Below are 18,830 nucleotides of genomic sequence, written 5' to 3'. Positions count from 1 at the left end.
ATCAAATGAAACGCAAGTCCCTGTTCGCCCTCTCGGCTGTCGTCATTGTTGCAGCCGCCGCGCTCGTTCCGGTCCTCTGGTCGGGCAGCGACAACCTGCACAACGGCGTCGCGATGGCGGCCACGCCGGCCGACCAGGCCGCGCTGATCAAGAAGGGCGAGTACCTCGCCCGCGCCGGCGACTGTATCGCGTGCCACACGGTGCGCGGCGGCAAGATCTTCGCCGGCGGCCTGCCGATGGCTACGCCGTTCGGCACGCTGTTCACGCCGAACATCACGCCGGACGACCAGTACGGCCTCGGCAAATGGTCGTCGGACGACTTCTTCCGCGCCATGCACACGGGCCGTTCGAAGGACGGCAGCCTGCTGTACCCGGCCTTCCCGTTCACGAGCTACACGAAGGTCTCGCGCGCCGACTCGGACGCGATCTACGCGTACCTGCGCTCGGTCCCGCCGGTGCATGAGCCGAGCCGTCCGCACGAACTGAAGTTCCCGTTCAACAACCGCAACCTGCTGATCGGCTGGCGTACGCTGTTCTTCCGCGAAGGCGAGTACAAGCCCGATCCGACCAAGTCGGTCGAATGGAATCGCGGCGCGTACCTGATCGAAGGCCTCGGCCACTGCGGCATGTGCCATACGTCGATCAACGCGATGGGCGGCCCGGTGAATTCGGCTGCGTTCGCGGGCGGTCTGATCCCGCTGCAGAACTGGTACGCACCGTCGCTGACGTCGAACAAGGAAGCGGGCCTCGGCGACTGGGACCTCAAGGACATCTCCAGTCTGCTGAAGACCGGCGTGTCGGAGCGCGGCGCGGTGTTCGGCCCGATGGCCGAAGTCGTGCACAACAGCCTGCAGTACATGTCCGACGACGATATCCACGCGATGTCGACGTACCTGAAAACCATCCCGCAGAAGGACGAAGCGCCTGAGCATCTGCAGCTCGAGACGAGCGAACAGTTCGGTAGCGAACTGTTGAAGCAAGGCCAGAAGATCTACGCTGACAACTGTGCGAAGTGTCACGCGGAAAACGGCCTCGGCATGCCGCCGGCGTTCCCGCCGCTTGCGAACAACCAGTCCATCCAGATGCCGTCGGCGGTCAACCCGATCCGTATGGTCCTGAATGGCGGTTATCCGCCGAGCACGGGCGGCAATCCGAAGCCGTACGGCATGCCGCCGTTCGCACAGGCTTTGTCGAATCAGGAAGTGGCTGCGGTCGTGACGTACATCCGGATGTCCTGGGGTAACCACGGTACGCCGGTGTCGCCGCAACAGGTCAGCGAACTGCGTTCGGCGCCGCTCGACTAGGCGACGCAAGACGTAAAGGGCGCGGCCATCGGAACACACGCGGGCCGCGCCCTTTGTTTTTGGTCGTTCGGGGAGAAACGCCGTGCCAACCGGCGAGCGTCTGAACTGCATCACCCATCTCGTCGGCGCGTTGCTGTCGGCGGTGGGGCTTGCAGCGCTCGTCACACTCGGCGCCCTCGACGGCGACGCGTACAAGATGGTCAGCTTCAGCGTTTATGGCGCCATGCTGTTCGTGTTGTACGCAATCTCGACGCTCTACCACAGCGTGCGTGCGCCGCGCGCGAAGAGCGTGCTGCAGAAATGCGATCACTCGGCGATTTACCTGATGATCGCCGGCAGCTATACCCCGTTCACGCTTGTTACACTACGCGGGCCGTGGGGCTGGTCGCTTTTCGGTGTGATCTGGGGCCTGGCGGCGCTCGGCATCATGCAGGAACTCACGCTCGGGCGGCGCACTCGCAGCGTATCGATGGTGCTGTACGTGTTGATGGGATGGCTTGGGCTCGTCGCAATCGAGCCGCTCGTCGACGCGCTGCCGGCAGCGGGCACCGCATGGCTCGTCGCGGGCGGTCTTATTTACAGCGCCGGCATTTACTTCTTCATCAACGACGAGCGCATCCGGCATGGACATGGTATCTGGCACCTGTTCGTGCTCGCCGGCAGTCTGTGCCAATTCGTCAGCGTCGCAGGTTATGTCGCATAACGGTCGCTGTCGCCGTGATATATGACGATAGATGCAACTTAACGCCAGTCAACGTGTCTGCTTAGCGCGTTGAAGCATTCGGCATGCAACGTGCGTGCCGCCGATTTCTCGCGAACGGCGTCGGCCGGGTTGCTGGACGAGCCCGCTCGATGACCCGCTCATTGCGTTACCACCGTTCGCCACATCCGCATTACAAAGAGCTTATGTCTTTTGATTCTCTCGGCTTGTCCGAACCGTTGGTCCGCGCTGTTCAAGAACTCGGCTACACGTCCCCTACTCCGATCCAGTTGCAAGCGATTCCCGCCGTGCTCAACGGCGGCGACCTGCTTGCCGGTGCGCAGACGGGCACCGGCAAGACCGCCGGCTTCACGCTGCCGATCCTGCAACGGCTTTCGACGAATGCGTCTGCCGCGGCGAATGCGGCGGCTACGAGGCGCGCGGTGCGCGCGCTGATCCTCACGCCGACGCGGGAACTCGCCGCGCAGGTCGAGGAAAGCGTGCGCGCGTATAGCAAATACCTGAAGCTGAACTCGACGGTGATGTTCGGCGGCGTCGGCATCAATCCGCAAATCGATGCGTTGAAGCGCGGCGTCGATATCGTCGTCGCGACGCCGGGTCGTCTGCTCGACCACATGCAGCAGAAGACGATCGATCTGTCGCGCCTCGAGATTCTCGTGCTCGACGAAGCGGACCGCATGCTCGACATGGGCTTCATTCACGACATCAAGCGCGTGCTCGCGAAGTTGCCGGCGAAGCGCCAGAACCTGCTGTTCTCCGCGACGTTCTCCGATGAGATCAAGGCGCTGGCCGACAGCCTGCTCAACGCGCCGGCCTTGATCGAAGTCGCGCGCCGCAATACGACGGCCGAAACGGTCGCGCAGAAGGTGCACCCCGTCGATCGCGATCGCAAGCGCGAACTGCTCACGCATCTGATCAAGCAGCACAACTGGTTTCAGGTGCTCGTGTTCACGCGCACGAAGCACGGTGCGAACCGCCTCGCCGAGCAGCTGACGAAGGACGGCATCAGCGCGCTCGCGATTCACGGCAACAAGAGCCAGTCGGCACGCACGCGCGCATTGAGCGAGTTCAAGGACGCCACGCTGCAGGTGCTCGTCGCGACCGATATCGCCGCGCGCGGCATCGATATCGACCAGTTGCCGCATGTGGTCAACTTCGACCTGCCCAATGTGCCGGAAGACTACGTGCACCGGATCGGCCGCACGGGCCGTGCGGGCGCGACGGGCGAAGCGGTGTCGCTCGTGTGCGTCGACGAATGGCAGCTGCTGAAAGACATCGAGAAGCTGATCAAGCGCGCCGTGCCGCAAGAGGTGATCGCGGGCTTCGAGCCCGATCCGAATGCGCGGCCCGAGCCGATCCAGCGGCGCGGCCAGGGCGCAGGGGCGCGGCCGCCGCGCGAGGCGCGCGATGCCGCCGCCGGTGCGGGGCGAAATCCGGCGAAGAGCGCACAAAAAACCTCGCCCAAGCGCGACGGTGCGGGCGCGGCGCAGCGTGAGCGCAAGCCGTCCGGCGGGCAGCCCCAAGCGCAACAGAAGAATCAGCCAGCCGGGCAGCGCAAGCAGCAGCCGGCCGGCGGCAAGCCGCATCCGCAGCAGCCGGCCGCGCCGCAAGGTGCAAGACCGTCGCACGCGGCACCGGCGCAGGCTCGCAAGGACAGTCCGCGCCACGATGCAGCACGCGCGCATGAGAAGCCGCGGGCGGCCATGCACGAGCACGGCGCCGCGCACACGCAGCGCAAGCAAGGCGGCAACCCGGGCGCGCTGCTCGGCGGCAACAAGCCGCGCAGCGATGCGACGCCGCAGCGACGCAATTCGCCGCGCGATACGCGTCGCGGCGACTGAAGCTCCGAGCGCCGAACCTCAGTCGACGGCCCCCCCGGGCGACTGAGCATCGCGACGCGCGCCTGCCGCCGGAACCGCGGCGCGCTAGCCAGCGAACCAGCGGCCCGCCGTTACACGCGCGCCGCCGCCTTCTTCAGATAGTCAACCTGCTGTATCCAGCGCTCGAGCGTCGCGTCCTTCCCTTGCGCGAGCTCGAAGGTCATGCCGCTCGTGATGCGCGCATAGCGCACGCGCTGCGCCTCGCCGGTGTCGATCGATCCGCTGAAACAGACGAGGCCGCCCAGTGCCTTCAGCTCGTCCTCCGCGCCCTCGACGACAGGCAGCGGCTCGAATGCCAGTTGCACCTGATAAAACGCTTCGTCGAAGACGAAAGTGAGCGCGGCTCGCCGGTTCTGAGCGAGCGAGCGTGCCGCACGCGCCTGCGGCCACAGGGCGAGGCAAAGCCGACGCGAATCGGGCGCATAGAGCTCGCCGATACCGAGCAGCGACGTGCGCAGATGCCCGTTTGCATCGCTCGTGACGAGCGATGCCGTGAAGCCGATCTTTGCCGCGAGCGACGTGCCGTCGAAAAATGCACGCAGGTCGTCGGGCCATTCATCGAATAGGTCGAGGTCCTGGGTATGCTTTGGAACTGCGGAATCGGTCATTGATCAATCTCCGTCGATGCGGGATAGGCGCAAACGCACGCGCCGCCACATAAGCAAATGGCCCGCTCACGCGGGCCATTTCGATCAGGCTGGCGGCACACGGGCCGTCTATTAACGCACGACGCCGACGCGGAACATCGGCTCATCCGCGCATCAGCCTCGCTCAGCGAAAGAACACATGCTGCGCGATCTTCTCGAGCGGATAGTGCACGCCGGGCTGGATTTTCGCCGGCAGATCGAGTGGCTTCAGCAGCATCTTCACACACATCTCGGCGGACAGGTTGCGCCGCACGAGCTTGTTCACGCGCGCAGAAAGCTCCCTGTTATAGGCGGGATCGGCGACGCGCTCCGGGTAGCGGATCGCGAATACATGCCGCAGCGCGATTTCGGAGTCTTCGTTCTTGAGCTCCAGCACGCGACGCATCAGCGCGCCAAGCACCGCTAGCCGTCCGTTGCCTTCGATGCGGTTGTACTTCTTGAAGTATTTGAAAAAGTGCTTGTAGTGCCGGACTTCGTCGGTGCGAATGTGGTCGGTAATCTGCTTTAGCACCGGTTCGTCCGAACATGCGCCGATCGCGCGGTAAAGCGTTGCGGTACCCGTCTCGACCACGCATCGCGCCACCATTTCGAGCGCGCGCGTCTTTTCGAATTCCTCGACGGTGCACGTCTTCGAGTACTCTTCAAAGAAATTACGAAATGCCGTGTCCCAATCGAACTCGGGCCACACGTGCGCGATATACGTCTTCAGTGCCAGGCCATGCTGCAGTTCCTCCGGCTCCCATTCGTTATTGAGCCATGCCGACACTTCGGGGTCGTCGTTGAAGAAGCTGCTGAGGTTGCTGGTATAGAGGTCCGTGCCGCTTTCGATGAACGACGCCGCGCACAGCAGCAACAGCAGATCCTCGTTGGCGACGGCGCGTTGATAGTCGATGCGGCTCATGTCGATATCTTCGATTCGCCAGGGCATTACATGGATCGTCTTAGTCTGCATGTGCGGTGCTCCCAAAACTGGATCGTCTCGTTGAACGAAGCATGCCCAAATCGCGAGCGCGATGACCGGTCGTCTTGCGCCGTTTCTCCCGAAATGCACGAGATCCTGAAGTGAACGTTTTATTTTTTACTTTCATCTTAGCCGCAGATTCACAAAAGTGCAGAACATCCAGCACAGACCATGCCGGATGACTTCAGGTTCCTGTGATCATTGAACTCGTTGAGGCAAAGCAACTTCAACGCAACGTGCCGCTGTCGCAACGCGCAATAGCCGTGCTCGATGCGCACGGTTCCAGTGCTGTAAAGAACGGTAAAGGCAAGCGGGCAAAAGGCTCATAGGGGGCATCGTACGTCGCATGCCGGTTCATCTCGGTGCATGGCGCGGCGCGCCGCGGACGGCGCATCGGGCGGACGCCTTACAATACGCGCAAGCCAACCCTTGCCCGCCGCGCCCGGCGCGCGGAACAACGACAAGCCATGACCCGAGACCCGCGCCTCACGCTGAACGCACGCCAACAGGAATTGCTCGAGTGGGTCCAGCGCGACGGCTTCGTCACCGTGGATGACCTGGCCGCCCACTTCGACGTTACGCCGCAGACCATCCGCCGCGACGTGAACTGGCTTGCCGACATCAACCTGCTGCGCCGCTATCACGGCGGTGCGAGTCTGCCGACGAGCTCGGAGAACGTGTCGTATAGCGCGCGTCAACGAATGTTTCACGACGAGAAACGCCGCATCGCCGCACTCGTCGCCACGCACGTTCCCGATCAGGCATCGCTGTTCATCAACCTCGGCACGACGACCGAAGAAGTTGCGCGCGCATTGAACCGGCATCGCGGCTTGCATGTGATTACGAACAATCTGAACGTTGCGAGCATGATGAGCGGCTATCCCGATTGCGAAGTGCTCGTGACGGGCGGAATCGTGCGGCCGTGGGACAAGGGCATCGTGGGCGAGCTTGCGATCGACTTCATCCGGCAGTTCAAGGTGGACTTCGCGATCATCGGCACGTCGAGCATCGAAACCGACGGCACGCTGCGCGACTTCGATACGCGCGAAGTGCGCGTGGCCGAAGCGATCATCGAGCATTCGCGCACGGTCTTTCTGGCCGCCGACCATTCGAAGTTCGGCCGTCCGGCGCTCGTGCGCCAGGGGCATCTGAACCAGATCGACTCGCTCTTCACCGATGCCGCGCCCCCCGCCTCGATGGCCGAGACGATAGCGGCCGCGGGCACGCAGGTATTCGTCGCCGAATAGCACGAATGCACGGGAATGCAGGTTGCGTTTCGCGCAAGCCATGTTGCGCCGCACGCGAAACCTGCAGTGAAATCGTGAAGTTGCGTGCCGGCCCGGACCGCCTGCGGCTCTTTCCGCTGTCAAATGGAAAATTTACTGGGGCGGATTTGGAGTTCATGCGGTAGTTGACTAAACTCCAGTTCCCCGACGTGCTTATCGAGCGCGGCGGCCACGAAAGCTAGACCTCATGCCTGATCCCATAAGGATCGCAAGCCGGATCGCCAGACCGTGAGCGCAGCCTTGCGGCGCGGTTGCGAAGGCAACCCGAGTACGCTTGAAATGGAGAGAAACGATGCTGAGTCCGCATGAATTCGCCACATTGTTGCTCGTGAAGGACGCACCGAACCAGGTGGATATGGAGCGTGAAGAACTCGACGCGCTGCTCGAACGGCAACTCGTCCAGCTCGAACAGCTCGCCTCGGGCCGGCAGCAATGGCGCATCACCGAAAGCGGCGATTCCGCACTCAGAGCCATCAAGCGCCTCTCGTAGATTTCTCCGGCAACGGATTGCCGGCCGGCGCACATTGAATCTGTCCGCGCGCTCGCAACGAGCGCGCAAACACACGGATTCACGAACGGTCACGCGGCATTTGCCCGCCTGACCGTTTTCTTATGCGCATCTTTCTGTTCGCTGTCCGGTTCGTCGCGCGCCCGCCCCCCGCGCGCGATTGTTCGATTAGCCCACGCGATTAGCCCGCGCGCAATGTCGAGTCGACCGTCGAGCGCCACGTGATCGCCTTCGCGCGCTGATCGTTGAAGAATGCGACCCAGCGATTGCGCATCTCGCGATCGCTGCTCGTGCCGAGTTCGGTGTAGTGCTGCGCGATCGACTGCTGGAACGCGCAGTAATTCTCCTGCGACAGGCCGCCGCGCTTGTGTGCGACATACGCGTCGAAGAACGTCACGTAGACGTTCTGTGAATCCTGCCCGTAGTCCACTGTTTGCTGGCCGCACATCTGCTGCAACGCCGCAAACGACGGTGCGCCCGCGGTGCCGCTCAACTCCGGCGTGCTGACGCACCCTGCGAGCAACGCCGCGGCCCCGATCATCCAGATTCCACGCATGTTCTCTTCACCTCGAAATGGCTGGTGCCAAGAGTATCGTCCGACGCGGCGCCGCGCGCCACCAGTCGTGCAGATCGCTCCGTTTTGATCCTCGACGAACTTTACTTTTTCGAAAATGCTCATTAAAGTTCGAAAACGAACATGTAGTTTTCGATCAGCTTTCTTCCGATTGACCAAAGCGCAATCAACCCAGGGCCAACCGGTGGCACAACAGTCTCCTTTCGATCTGCTCGTGGTGGGCGGCGGCATCAACGGCGCGGGCATTGCACGCGACGCGGCCGGGCGCGGGCTGTCGGTACTGCTGTGCGAGCAGGACGATCTCGCCGCGCATACGTCGTCGGCAAGTACCAAGCTGATCCATGGCGGCTTGCGCTACCTCGAATACCGCGAGTTCGCGCTCGTGCGCAAGGCATTGCAGGAACGCGAAACGCTGCTGCGCGCCGCGCCGCACATCATGTGGCCGTTGCGCTTCGTCATGCCGCATATGCCGAATCTGCGGCCCGCATGGCTGATCCGCGCGGGGCTCTTTCTGTACGATCACCTTGCGCGCCGCGAACTGCTGCCGGGCTCGCGCGGCGTCGATCTGCGCACGCATCCGGCCGGCGCGCCGCTCGTCGCGTCGATCCGGCGCGGCTTCGTCTACTCGGACGGCTGGGTCGACGACGCCCGGCTCGTCGTGCTCAATGCGCTCGACGCGAGCGAGCGGGGCGCGCGCGTGCTGACGCGTACGAAGCTCGTCGGCGCCACGCGCTCGAATGGCTCGTGGCATGCGCGACTGCTGCGGGCGGACGGCACCACGGTCGAGGTACAGGCACGCGCGATCGCCAATGCGGCGGGTCCGTGGGTCGGCGAACTGCTGCAGGCGGCGCTCGAGCGCACGATCAACCAGACGGCAAACCATGATCGGCACGCCAGCGCGGGGCCGGATGCAAACCACACTGCGAACGGCGTCACAAACCACAAGCCCGCTTATGCGGTGCGGCTCGTCAAGGGCAGCCATATCGTCACGCGGCGGCTCTTCGAGCACGACCACGCCTACATTTTCCAGAACCCGGACAAGCGAATCATCTTCGCGATTCCGTACGAGCACGACTTCACGCTGATCGGCACGACCGACATCGAATACCGCGGCGATCCCTCGCAGGTCGCGATCAACGCGGAAGAAACGCAGTACCTGTGCGAGTCGATCAACCGCTACTTCAAGCAGCCGATTTCGCCTCGCGACGTGTACTGGTCGTACTCGGGCGTGCGGCCATTGCTCGAAGACGAGACCGCGAACAACCCTTCAGCGGTCACGCGCGACTACCGGCTCGAACTCGACGCGCCCGCGGGCGCCGCCCCGTTGCTGTCGGTGTTCGGCGGCAAGATCACGACGTTTCGCAAGCTTGCCGAAGAAGCGCTCGATGAACTCACGCGCGCGCTCGGCGCGCCCAGGCCCGCATGGACCGCTGGCGCACCGCTGCCGGGCGGCGACATCGCGCATGCCGATTTCGCGAGTTTCGCCGCCCGCTTCGCGCAACAGCATGCGTGGCTACCGGCACGGCTCGCACATCGCTATGCACGCGCCTATGGCACGCGTGCCGAGCGGGTGGTCGGCAATGCGCAGTCGCTCGCCGAGCTTGGCCATGCGTTCACGTCCGACCTGTACGAAGCCGAGTTGCGCTATCTGCGCGAGGTCGAGTGGGCGCGCACCGCCTACGATGTGCTGTGGCGCCGCACGAAGCTCGGCCTTCATGTCGAGCCGGACACGCGCGATACCCTCGCAACCGATATCGACGCGTGGTTCGCACGCGAGGCACCTGCGCAGCACAGCCCGCAGCAGAGCCCGCACCACAGCCATAAAGCGCCCAGCTGATCACCATGCGCGGCCCGCGTGCAACAATTGAGCTTCGGCAGCGCTGATGCGGCGCGCGAAGCTCGTGCCGAACGGGCGGACGCGCGTTTTCGCACCCGCACCCGCACCGGGCGCCAGCGTCGCATCCAAAATATGGAGAGGAGACAGATGCCGGATCAATACATCCTCGCGCTCGATCAGGGAACGACGAGTTCCCGCGCGATGCTGTTCGACCGCAACGGCAACGTCGTGTCGACCGCGCAGAAGGAGTTCGAGCAGATCTACCCGCGGCCGGGCTGGGTCGAGCATGATCCGCACGAAATCTGGTCGACGCAGGCGGGTGTGGCCGCCGAAGCCGTCACGCGCGCGGGCGTCAACGGTTCGGCGATCGCGGCGATCGGTATCACGAACCAGCGCGAAACGACGGTGGTCTGGGACCGCGAGACGGGTCAGCCCGTGTACAACGCAATCGTCTGGCAGGACCGCCGCACGGCCGATTTCTGCGACCAGCTGAAAACCCAGGGGCTCGAAGAAACGGTGCGCGCAAAGACCGGCCTGCCGATCGATTCGTACTTTTCGGGAACCAAGATCCGCTGGATTCTCGACCATGTCGAAGGCGCGCGCGAAAAGGCGAAGCAAGGCAAGCTCGCATTCGGCACCGTCGATAGCTGGCTCGTCTGGAACTTCACGAAGCGCAGCCTGCACATCACCGACGTCACGAACGCGTCGCGCACCATGCTGTTCAACATCCATACGCTGCAATGGGACGACGAACTGCTTGCGGCGCTCGATATTCCGCGCAGCATGTTGCCCGAGGTGCGGCCGTCGTCCGAGGTCTACGGGCCCGCGCAATCCACCGTCTTCGCATCGAGCATCCCGCTCGCGGGTATCGCCGGCGATCAGCATGCGGCGCTCTTCGGCCAGCTCTGCACGCAGTCGGGCATGGTGAAGAACACGTACGGCACCGGCTGCTTCCTCGTGATGAACACCGGCAACCAGCCGATCGAGTCGAAGAACAACCTCGTCACGACCATTGCGTGGCAGATCGGCGAGCGTGTCGACTATGCGCTCGAAGGCAGCATTTTCATCGGCGGCGCGGTCGTGCAATGGCTGCGCGACGGCCTCGGCCTGATTCGCAGCGCAGCCGAGATCGAAACGCTCGCGGACAGCGTTCCACATAGCGACGGCGTCTATCTCGTGCCGGCGTTTGCCGGGCTCGGCGCGCCACACTGGAACGCCCGCGCGCGCGGTTCGCTGTTCGGCGTCACGCGCGGCACGACGTCCGCGCATATCGCACGCGCTGCGCTCGATTCGATTGCGTATCAGTCGGTGGATGTGCTAAGGGCCATGGAGGCGGATTCGGGCATGCGTATCGGTGAACTCCGCGTCGACGGCGGCGCGTGCGCGAACAATCTGCTGATGCAGTTCCAGGCCGACATGCTCGGCGTCGACGCGGTACGGCCGCGCGTCAGCGAAACGACGGCGCTCGGCGCCGCGTATCTGGCGGGGCTGGCAGTCGGTTACTGGAAAGACATCGATGCGCTGCAAAGCCAATGGCAGCTCGAGCGGCACTTTTCGCCTGCGATGGCGCGGGCGGAGGTCGAGCAATGTCTCGCGGGCTGGCAGCGCGCGGTGCGCGCGGCGAAGACATGGGCGGATGACGCCGCATGATCGACCATCTCATCTGTGACTGCGACGGCGTGCTCGTCGACAGCGAAGTCATCGCCGATCGCGTCATGCACAGCACGCTCTCCGCGATGTATCCGGAGCTGTCGTTCGACGCGATCGTCAAAACCGCGTTTGGCCAGAAGACGGCGCGTTTCCTCGAAAGCGTCGAAGCGACGTTCGGCATCACGTTGCCTGCGGACTTCGTCAAGACCGTCGACCGGCAGGTCGAAGCAGAACTCGCGAGGTCGCTGAGCGCGATCGGCGGCGTGCGCGATGCGTTGCATCGCGTGCCGCTGCCGGCTGCCGTGGTGTCGAATAGCCGCCTCGCGCGGGTCACCACCTCGCTCGAGCGCACCGGTCTCACCGAACTGTTCGCGCCGCGCATATTCAGCGCCGAACAGGTTGCGCGGCCCAAGCCGTTCCCGGATGTGTACCTGTTCGCCGCGCAGCAGTTGGGCGTGGACCCGGCGCAGTGCCTCGTGATCGAAGACAGCGTGTCGGGCCTCGGCGCGGCGCGCGCGGCCGGCATGAAGACCATCGCGTTCGTCGGCGCGAGTCACATCCCCGACGGATACGCAGACGTACTGCGCAAGATGGGCATCACGCGGATCATGCAGCACATGAGCGAGTTGCCGGCGCTCGTCGAAGCGGGAATGCAAGGCGCGTTTGGGGACGTGCAGTCGTAACGGGCGACTCGCAAACCGGACTCACGACGCAGGCCGCTTCAGCAGGCGCACTGACGAGGCCACCAAGCGGGCCGCTAGCAGGCCACGAAGCGAACCCGCAATCGATGCCCGTGAGGCGGGTCCAACAAACAGGCCCGCACATCGGCCCGCGCGGCCGCGTGTCCAGGCGCTACGCCGCCTGTTCCTCTTCCGCCAACCGGCGAGCCGCCGCCAGCGCCTGCCGGAACTCGACGAGTTCGGCAATCGTCAGCATCGGCATTGCGTGCTGCGCCGCGAAGCGTTCGACATCGGCGCCGCGTGTCATCGTGCCGTCGGCGTTCATCAATTCGCACAGTACGCCTGCGGGCTTGAGACCGGCGAGCGTCACGAGGTCGACCGTGCCTTCGGTATGGCCGCGCCGCGCGAGCACGCCGCCGGGCATTGCGCGCAACGGGAACACGTGGCCCGGCCGCACGATATCGGTGGGCTTCGCGTCATCCGCGATCGCGGCGCGTATCGTCGTCAGGCGGTCGGCGGCCGAGACGCCCGTCGACACACCGTCGCGCGCCTCGATCGATACCGTGAACGCGGTGCTGTTGCGGCTCTCGTTGTTCGCCGTCATCGGCGGCAATTCGAGCGCGCGAATCCGCGCGTCGGGCAGGCACAGACAGACAATGCCGCTGCATTCACGGATCAACAGCGCCATCGTCGCCTCCGTCAGCCGCTCGGCGGCGACGATCAGATCGGCTTCGTTCTCGCGATCGTGATCGTCCTGCAGTACGACGGCGCGGCCATCTTGCAGCGCTTGCAGCGCGGCGGCGATGCGCGGCGGAATTTGATCGGCAGCAGGCAACGGCAGGTCGGCGAGCGCGTCGTCGGCGCGGATCGCGGGCTCGGGAAAAGCGGAAACGAAACTGGAAACGGCAGGGGAAACGGCAGGAAAAACTGCGGCGGATGTACCGGTAAGGGACATGTGAAACGCTCCTCGCAAAGGTTCGGGCGAAAAACGTTTCAGGGCATTGCAAACAGACAAACGCGTCCAGCCGCTAAGCCGATCCGCTGTGCAATCGCGCGCAACCGCGCGACCACCAGTGCGATGAAGCAGCGCGACTCATACAGCGGCCACGCATCGCGACAGCGATGCACCGCCGGTCAGACAGGCGGCACGGCAATGGACGAACAGATGACTATCTGCACATCTTCTTCCATCCGGACTCTAACCGTCGGCTCTGGCCTCTCACCAGATCTGCTGACCTCGCATGTGCTTCGAATTGCCTTGAAACACGGTGTTGCGAGCGCTCGCGGGCTCGCAGACTGGTGTGCACTTGACGCTCTAAATTGCACGACACCGTCTGCATACCGCCGGTGGGGAATTTCGCCCCGCCCTGAAGACGTACTGATTGCCGGGACAATTATTCCGGCGGGCAAAGGATACAACAATCGTCGATATCGCGCAGGGCCTGTTCGACCGGTCACATGCGCGATCACAAACGCGATCACATGCGCAGTCGCCCGCGCCTACACCGGATGCCCGACACCCCAGCGCGGCGGCGTCTCCGGGTTCACGATCACACGGAACGCGCGTGCCTCGGTATCGCCCGGGTTGCGCAGCGTATGCGGCTGATCCGCGTCGAAGACAATCGCATCGCCGGTCGCGAGCAGCTGGCGCCGGTCGTGCACGCCGATCTCGAGCGTCCCTTCGCTGACGACGAGATTGACCGTCGTGCCGGGCGCGCGCCGCGTGCCCGCCTCCGTATGCAATGGCGCGATGCGCAATTCGTGGAATTCGGCGGCGGCGGGTTCGGCATCGGGATAGAGCGCGCGCGTCGCAAACCGTCCGTTCGACGTCAGCAGCCGCGCCGCGCGATCGGCCGGCAGATGCTCGAAGCCGTGCAGCGCATAACGGCGCAAGAACGCCGACACCGATACCTTCAGCGCGGCCGCGATCTTCGACAGCACCTTGATCGACGGCACGCTGCGCGCCGATTCGATCTGCGCGAGCATCGCGCGCGAGACGCCCGACAGGCGCGCCAGCGCATCGAGCGATAGCTGCCGCTCCGAGCGCAACCGCGCGAGATTGACGCCGACAATCTGCTCGAGCGCGTCGATGGTGTCGATGGCCGCTGTTTCGACGGCTACCGTTTCCTCAGCCGCCTTTTCTTCAGCCACTGTTTCCGCAGCGGCCATTTCCACGGCCACGGGCTTCACAGTGGCCGGTCCATGACCTTCGTCGGCCGCACTCGCGATGGAATCGCGCACGAGCACAAGCGGGGAATGCATGACATACCTCCTTTGCAACGCCGCTTTCGAGCGGCGCGAGCATGAAGAGGCAAGCCTAGCATCGGCAAATAGCGCGCCCAACCAAGATATCGTCACACCGATATCAGCTTCGCGGCCCGATGCTTACGCGCGCTGCGCGATCGTTGCAGGCGCATCGATCCGCGCGGCAATCCATGTCAGCACGAGCGCCGCGATCGCGACCGCCGCCGCGACCCACGGCAGCGCATCGAGTCCATACCCATGCCCGATCGTGAGTCCGCCGAGCCACGCACCGGCCGCATTGCCGACGTTGAACGCACCGATATTGAGCGTCGAGGCGAGATTCGGTGCGGCCGACGCTTTCTCGACGACGCGCATCTGCAGCGGCGGCACCGTCGCAAAAGCCGCGATGCCCCACACGAACACGGTTACGGCCGCCGTGATCTGCGCATGACTCGTGTGCGCGAACACCGCCATCACGACCGCGAGCACCGCGAGAATGCCCATCAGCGACGGCATCAGCGAGCGGTCCGCGAGCTTGCCGCCGATCGTGTTGCCGACCGTCAGCCCGACGCCGAACAGCACGAGGATCAGCGTGACGCCATGCGGCGTGAAGCCGCTGACCTGTTCGAGAATCGGCGCGATATACGTGAACACGACGAACACGCCGCCAAAGCCGAGCACCGTCATCGCAAGCGCGAGCCACACTTGCGGCTCCCTCAGCACGCGCACTTCGTGACCGAGATTCGCGGGTCCGGAGTCGTGCCGGTTCGGCACGAGCGCGGTCACGCCCGCCAGCGACAGCACGCCAAGACCGCTCACGATCCAGAACGCGACGCGCCAGCCGAACTGCTGACCGATGAAGGTGCCAAACGGCACGCCGAGCACGTTCGCGAGCGTGAGGCCCGTGAACATCAGCGCGATCGCGCTGGCCCGCTTCTCCTGCGGCACGAGCGACGCCGCCACGACCGCGCCGATGCCGAAGAACGACCCGTGCGCAAACGACGTCACGACGCGCGCGACCATCAAAACCCCGTAGCCGGGCGCGATCGCGCACAGCACGTTGCCGACGATAAACACGCCCATCAGCAATTGCAGCGCGATCTTGCGCGGCATGCGGCTCGTCACGACGGCGAGCAGCGGCGCACCGACCGCGACGCCGAGCGCATAGCCGCTCACCAGCAAACCGGCCGACGGCAGCGACACCGCGAGGTCGTTCGCGACTTCGGGCAGGAGCCCCATGATCACGAACTCGGTCGTACCGATGGCAAGCGCGCTGATTGCCAGCGCCAATAGCGGAATAGGCATTTCCAGATGCTCCAGGGGGATGACTCGGATCAAGTCAGGCTGTGCGACTGCGCACGACGCATCACTTCGCTTACGAAGACGCGTTTTGCGCAGCCGTCACGAATTCGATGACGACACCGGGCGCGAGCGCGACGAACAGTTGCACCTGTTGCGCAAGCGGCACGTCGGCGCGCTGGTACGCAACGCCCGCGGCATCCATCCGCGCGATCAGCGCGCGCCACGCGTCGCGACTGTCGACGCGAAATGCGATGTGGTCGATACGCGGCGCGACGCGGCCGTGTCCTGCCTCATTCGGCGACGCCGCGCGCAACGTCGCATCGACGAGATGGACGACCGCCCGGCCGTCCGCATACAGCCATGCGCCGTCGACACGAAACGGCGGCCTCGCGCCGTCGACGAGCCCGACGACGTCGACAAAGAAACGGCGCGCCGCATCGAGGTCGGGCGTCACGATCGTTGCATGGTCGAGATGCATCGCGGCTCTCCAGGGTTTTCACCGATGCAACGCATTCTGACCGCAACGCACCGAATTGAGAATTGACCTAACATTTGAAGGATTTTCAAAAATTCTTTGAAGCCTGATTTTCCTGAACACATGGAAGAGATCAACAATCTCGGCGATATCCGGCTGTTCGTCGAAGCCGCGCAGCTGGGCAGCCTGTCCGCCGCGGGACGCAAGCTGGGCCTGACGCCGGCCGCCGCGAGCGCGCGCCTCGCGAAGCTCGAAAGCGGCCTGAAGGCGCGCCTTTTCGAACGCACGACGCGCCAGTTGCGGCTCACCGAGGAAGGCCGGCTCTTCCTGCAAGGCAGCCGTCAGGCGTTGAGCGCGCTCGGCGACGCGCAAATGGCGCTGCAGGCTGGCCAGAACGTCGTGCGCGGCAAGGTGCGCATTTCGACGACGTCCGATTTCGGCCGCAACCTGCTCATGCACTGGCTCGACGAATTCAACGCGCTGTATCCGGACGTGACGTTCGGCCTCACGCTCTCCGATTCGCTATCGAACCTCGTGCAGGAAGATATCGACCTCGCCATCCGCTTCGGCGTGCCGCCCGACAGTTCGCTCGTCGCGCGGCGGCTCGCGCCGAATCCGCGCGTCGTGTGCGCGTCGCCCGACTATGTCGAGCGCTACGGCCAGCCCGCGCATCCGCGCGACCTCGCGCGCTTTCATTGCATCGTGCTTTCGACCGCGTCGGGTCCCGTCAACGAATGGCGCTTCACGCGCGGCGACGAAGTCGAGGTCTACACGGTGCCGCTCGATAGCGCGCGCGAAACCAACGACGGCGCGGTGGCCCGCGAATGGGCGCTGCGCGGCTACGGGATCGTCGTGAAATCGATGTGGGACGTGGAGGCGGATCTGCGCGCGGACGGCCTGCGCGTGCTGCTGCCCGGCTGGCGCTATCCGGACGCGCCGCTGCACGCGCTTTATCACCGCAACCGCTTCATGGCGCCGCGCGTGCGCGTGCTGCTCGACTTTCTGGCGGAGCGCTTCACGCGTACGCTGGGTGAACTCGAAGCGCGCTGCGGCTACACGGACTCGCCGGATTGGCCGGATTCGCCCGATATCGCGCCGAAACGGGCGCCCGAAAAGGCGCCCGGTGAAAGGCTATAATGTCGGACTACACTGCAAACACGCCTCCCTACCCGTGGTACAGCGGCGGTACAGCGCTCCCGACACAGCGCCCCAATACAGCGGCTCCGATACCGCGGGAAGCAGCGCTGCCGGCATCAGCGGTTATCAACCGCGCGTTTGCACCCCACTTGAAACTGAACGACGCCCCCAGGTCAACCACTGCGAACGGCGAACCTAGATGACCAAGAAAGTTTATGTAAAGACCTTCGGCTGCCAGATGAACGAGTACGACTCCGACAAGATGGTCGACGTGCTCGGCGCCGCTGAAGGCCTCGTGAAAACCGACACGCCCGAAGACGCGGATGTCATTCTGTTCAATACGTGCTCGGTCCGCGAAAAAGCGCAGGAAAAGGTTTTCTCCGATCTCGGCCGCGTGCGCGAACTGAAAGAAGCGAACCCGGATCTGCTGATCGGCGTCGGCGGCTGTGTCGCGAGCCAGGAAGGCGCGTCGATCGTTTCGCGCGCGCCGTATGTGGACCTCGTGTTCGGCCCGCAAACGCTGCACCGGCTGCCGCAGATGATCGACGCGCGCCGCGCGAGCGGCCGTGCGCAAGTCGACATCACGTTTCCCGAGATCGAAAAGTTCGACCATCTGCCGCCCGCGCGCGTCGATGGTCCGAGCGCATTCGTGTCGATCATGGAAGGCTGCAGCAAGTACTGCAGCTATTGCGTCGTGCCGTATACGCGCGGCGAAGAAGTATCGCGCCCGCTCGACGACGTGCTGACCGAAGTCGCGGGCCTCGCCGATCAGGGCGTGCGCGAAGTGACGCTGCTCGGTCAGAACGTCAACGCCTATCGTGGAAAATTCGGCGGCTCGTCCGAGATCGCGGACTTCGCCACGCTGATCGAATACGTCGCCGACATCCCCGGCATCGAGCGCATCCGCTACACCACGTCGCATCCGAAAGAATTCACGCAGCGGCTTATCGATACCTACGCGAAGGTGCCGAAGCTCGTGAGCCATCTGCATCTGCCGGTGCAGCACGGCTCCGACCGCATCCTGATGGCGATGAAGCGCGGCTACACCGTGCTCGAATACAAGTCGGTGATCCGCAAGTTGCGCGCGATCCGTCCGGACCTGTCGCTGTCGACCGACATCATCGTCGGCTTTCCCGGCGAAACCGAAGAAGATTTCGCGAGGACGATGGCGCTCGTTCACGACATGAGCTACGACACGAGCTTCTCGTTCATTTACAGCCCGCGTCCCGGCACGCCCGCCGCGAATCTGCACGACGACACGCCGCGCGAGGTCAAGCTGCAACGGCTGCAACATTTGCAGGCGACCATCGAGGAAAACGTCGCGCGCATCAGCGAAGCGATGGTCGGCAAGATCGAGCGCATTCTGGTCGAGCGGCCGGCGCGCAAGGATCCCACCACCGAACTCGCGGGCCGCACCGCAAACAACCGCGTCGTCAATTTCCCGGCGCCGCTCGAATCGCACGCGCGGCTGATCGGACAAATGATCGACGTGAAAATCGTCCGTGCGTACCCACATTCGCTAAGGGGCGAGCTCGTGCTCGCGCACGAAGACTCGCCCGAGACCACTCACTGAGCGACGCCGGGCACTCAAGCCGCGTCGCGCACCGACAGGATCGAACCATCG

General features: G+C 64.4%; 17 protein-coding genes and 1 riboswitch. Of the genes, 10 read left to right on the top strand and 7 right to left on the bottom strand.

All coding sequences use genetic code 11. The features are described from left to right. The first annotated feature begins 5 nt into the window (after positions 1-5). The 3 genes from BTO02_RS03250 (at position 6) to BTO02_RS03240 (ending at position 3,866) form a co-directional block, all read left to right on the top strand. Complete coding sequence (locus BTO02_RS03250) at positions 6-1,304, top strand: c-type cytochrome (protein WP_075155811.1); 1,299 nt, start codon at positions 6-8, stop codon at positions 1,302-1,304. An 82-nt stretch (positions 1,305-1,386) separates the two neighbouring features. Then, positions 1,387-2,007 carry a PAQR family membrane homeostasis protein TrhA gene (gene trhA / locus BTO02_RS03245; RefSeq protein ID WP_075155810.1) on the top strand — a complete coding sequence of 207 codons (621 nt, stop codon included), beginning with the start codon at positions 1,387-1,389 and terminating at the stop codon, positions 2,005-2,007. A 203-nt stretch (positions 2,008-2,210) separates the two neighbouring features. Continuing rightward, on the top strand, positions 2,211-3,866 hold the full coding sequence (locus BTO02_RS03240; protein ID WP_075155809.1) for a DEAD/DEAH box helicase: 1,656 nt from the start codon (positions 2,211-2,213) through the stop codon (positions 3,864-3,866). A 110-nt stretch (positions 3,867-3,976) separates the two neighbouring features. Here BTO02_RS03240 and BTO02_RS03235 read toward each other — a convergent pair whose 3' ends face one another. Beyond that, a complete protein-coding gene (locus BTO02_RS03235; protein WP_075155808.1) occupies positions 3,977-4,513 on the bottom strand; it encodes a hypothetical protein in 537 nt (178 codons plus the stop codon). Between the two features lie 163 nt (positions 4,514-4,676). Beyond that, on the bottom strand, positions 4,677-5,504 hold the full coding sequence (locus tag BTO02_RS03230) for a ferritin-like domain-containing protein (RefSeq protein ID WP_075155807.1): 828 nt from the start codon (positions 5,502-5,504) through the stop codon (positions 4,677-4,679). A 476-nt stretch (positions 5,505-5,980) separates the two neighbouring features. On the opposite strand from BTO02_RS03230, the gene BTO02_RS03225 reads away from it, so the two are divergent. Further along, a complete protein-coding gene (locus tag BTO02_RS03225; RefSeq protein WP_075155806.1) occupies positions 5,981-6,760 on the top strand; it encodes a DeoR/GlpR family DNA-binding transcription regulator in 780 nt (259 codons plus the stop codon). A 331-nt stretch (positions 6,761-7,091) separates the two neighbouring features. Further along, positions 7,092-7,289: a hypothetical protein gene (locus tag BTO02_RS03220; RefSeq protein WP_075155805.1), complete on the top strand. Its 198-nt coding sequence runs from the start codon at positions 7,092-7,094 to the stop codon at positions 7,287-7,289. Between the two features lie 199 nt (positions 7,290-7,488). Here BTO02_RS03220 and BTO02_RS03215 read toward each other — a convergent pair whose 3' ends face one another. Beyond that, positions 7,489-7,863, bottom strand: a complete 375-nt coding sequence (locus BTO02_RS03215) for a hypothetical protein (protein WP_198039179.1) — start codon at positions 7,861-7,863, stop codon at positions 7,489-7,491. A 202-nt stretch (positions 7,864-8,065) separates the two neighbouring features. Here BTO02_RS03215 and glpD point away from each other — a divergent pair, with 202 nt between their 5' ends. The 3 genes from glpD to BTO02_RS03200 all read left to right on the top strand — a co-directional run bounded on the left by glpD (position 8,066) and on the right by BTO02_RS03200 (position 12,051). Beyond that, on the top strand, positions 8,066-9,718 hold the full coding sequence (gene glpD / locus BTO02_RS03210; protein WP_075155803.1) for a glycerol-3-phosphate dehydrogenase: 1,653 nt from the start codon (positions 8,066-8,068) through the stop codon (positions 9,716-9,718). A 147-nt stretch (positions 9,719-9,865) separates the two neighbouring features. After that, positions 9,866-11,368 (top strand): glycerol kinase GlpK, encoded by a 1,503-nt coding sequence (gene glpK, locus BTO02_RS03205; protein WP_075155802.1) that lies wholly within the window; start codon positions 9,866-9,868, stop codon positions 11,366-11,368. Next, on the top strand, positions 11,365-12,051 hold the full coding sequence (locus BTO02_RS03200; protein WP_075155801.1) for an HAD family hydrolase: 687 nt from the start codon (positions 11,365-11,367) through the stop codon (positions 12,049-12,051). Before glpK ends, BTO02_RS03200 begins: the two co-directional genes overlap by 4 nt. 169 nt (positions 12,052-12,220) lie before the next feature. Here the strand turns inward: BTO02_RS03200 and ribB are convergent, their stop codons facing one another. From ribB to BTO02_RS03180, 4 genes are all read right to left on the bottom strand, one after another. Further along, positions 12,221-13,003, bottom strand: a complete 783-nt coding sequence (ribB, locus tag BTO02_RS03195) for a 3,4-dihydroxy-2-butanone-4-phosphate synthase (RefSeq protein ID WP_075155800.1) — start codon at positions 13,001-13,003, stop codon at positions 12,221-12,223. Positions 13,004-13,223: 220 nt separating this feature from the next. Further along, positions 13,224-13,427, bottom strand: a riboswitch (FMN riboswitch). Positions 13,428-13,548: 121 nt separating this feature from the next. Next, positions 13,549-14,310 carry a helix-turn-helix domain-containing protein gene (locus BTO02_RS03190; protein WP_232243431.1) on the bottom strand — a complete coding sequence of 254 codons (762 nt, stop codon included), beginning with the start codon at positions 14,308-14,310 and terminating at the stop codon, positions 13,549-13,551. A 123-nt stretch (positions 14,311-14,433) separates the two neighbouring features. Further along, on the bottom strand, positions 14,434-15,597 hold the full coding sequence (locus BTO02_RS03185; protein WP_075155799.1) for an MFS transporter: 1,164 nt from the start codon (positions 15,595-15,597) through the stop codon (positions 14,434-14,436). Positions 15,598-15,667: 70 nt separating this feature from the next. Continuing rightward, entirely contained in the window at positions 15,668-16,072 is a 405-nt protein-coding gene (locus BTO02_RS03180; protein WP_075155798.1) for a VOC family protein, read from the bottom strand. A gap of 129 nt (positions 16,073-16,201) precedes the next feature. Here BTO02_RS03180 and BTO02_RS03175 point away from each other — a divergent pair, with 129 nt between their 5' ends. After that, positions 16,202-17,206 (top strand): LysR family transcriptional regulator, encoded by a 1,005-nt coding sequence (locus BTO02_RS03175; RefSeq protein WP_075158551.1) that lies wholly within the window; start codon positions 16,202-16,204, stop codon positions 17,204-17,206. A 199-nt stretch (positions 17,207-17,405) separates the two neighbouring features. Next, complete coding sequence (miaB, locus tag BTO02_RS03170) at positions 17,406-18,779, top strand: tRNA (N6-isopentenyl adenosine(37)-C2)-methylthiotransferase MiaB (protein ID WP_075155797.1); 1,374 nt, start codon at positions 17,406-17,408, stop codon at positions 18,777-18,779. The last annotated feature ends 51 nt before the right edge of the window (positions 18,780-18,830 follow it).

The organism is Paraburkholderia sp. SOS3 (assembly GCF_001922345.1).
Taxonomy (GTDB): Bacteria; Pseudomonadota; Gammaproteobacteria; order Burkholderiales; family Burkholderiaceae; genus Paraburkholderia.
Note: the sequence above shows the minus strand (reverse complement) of the source record. Positions and strands in the feature narration are given on the sequence as shown.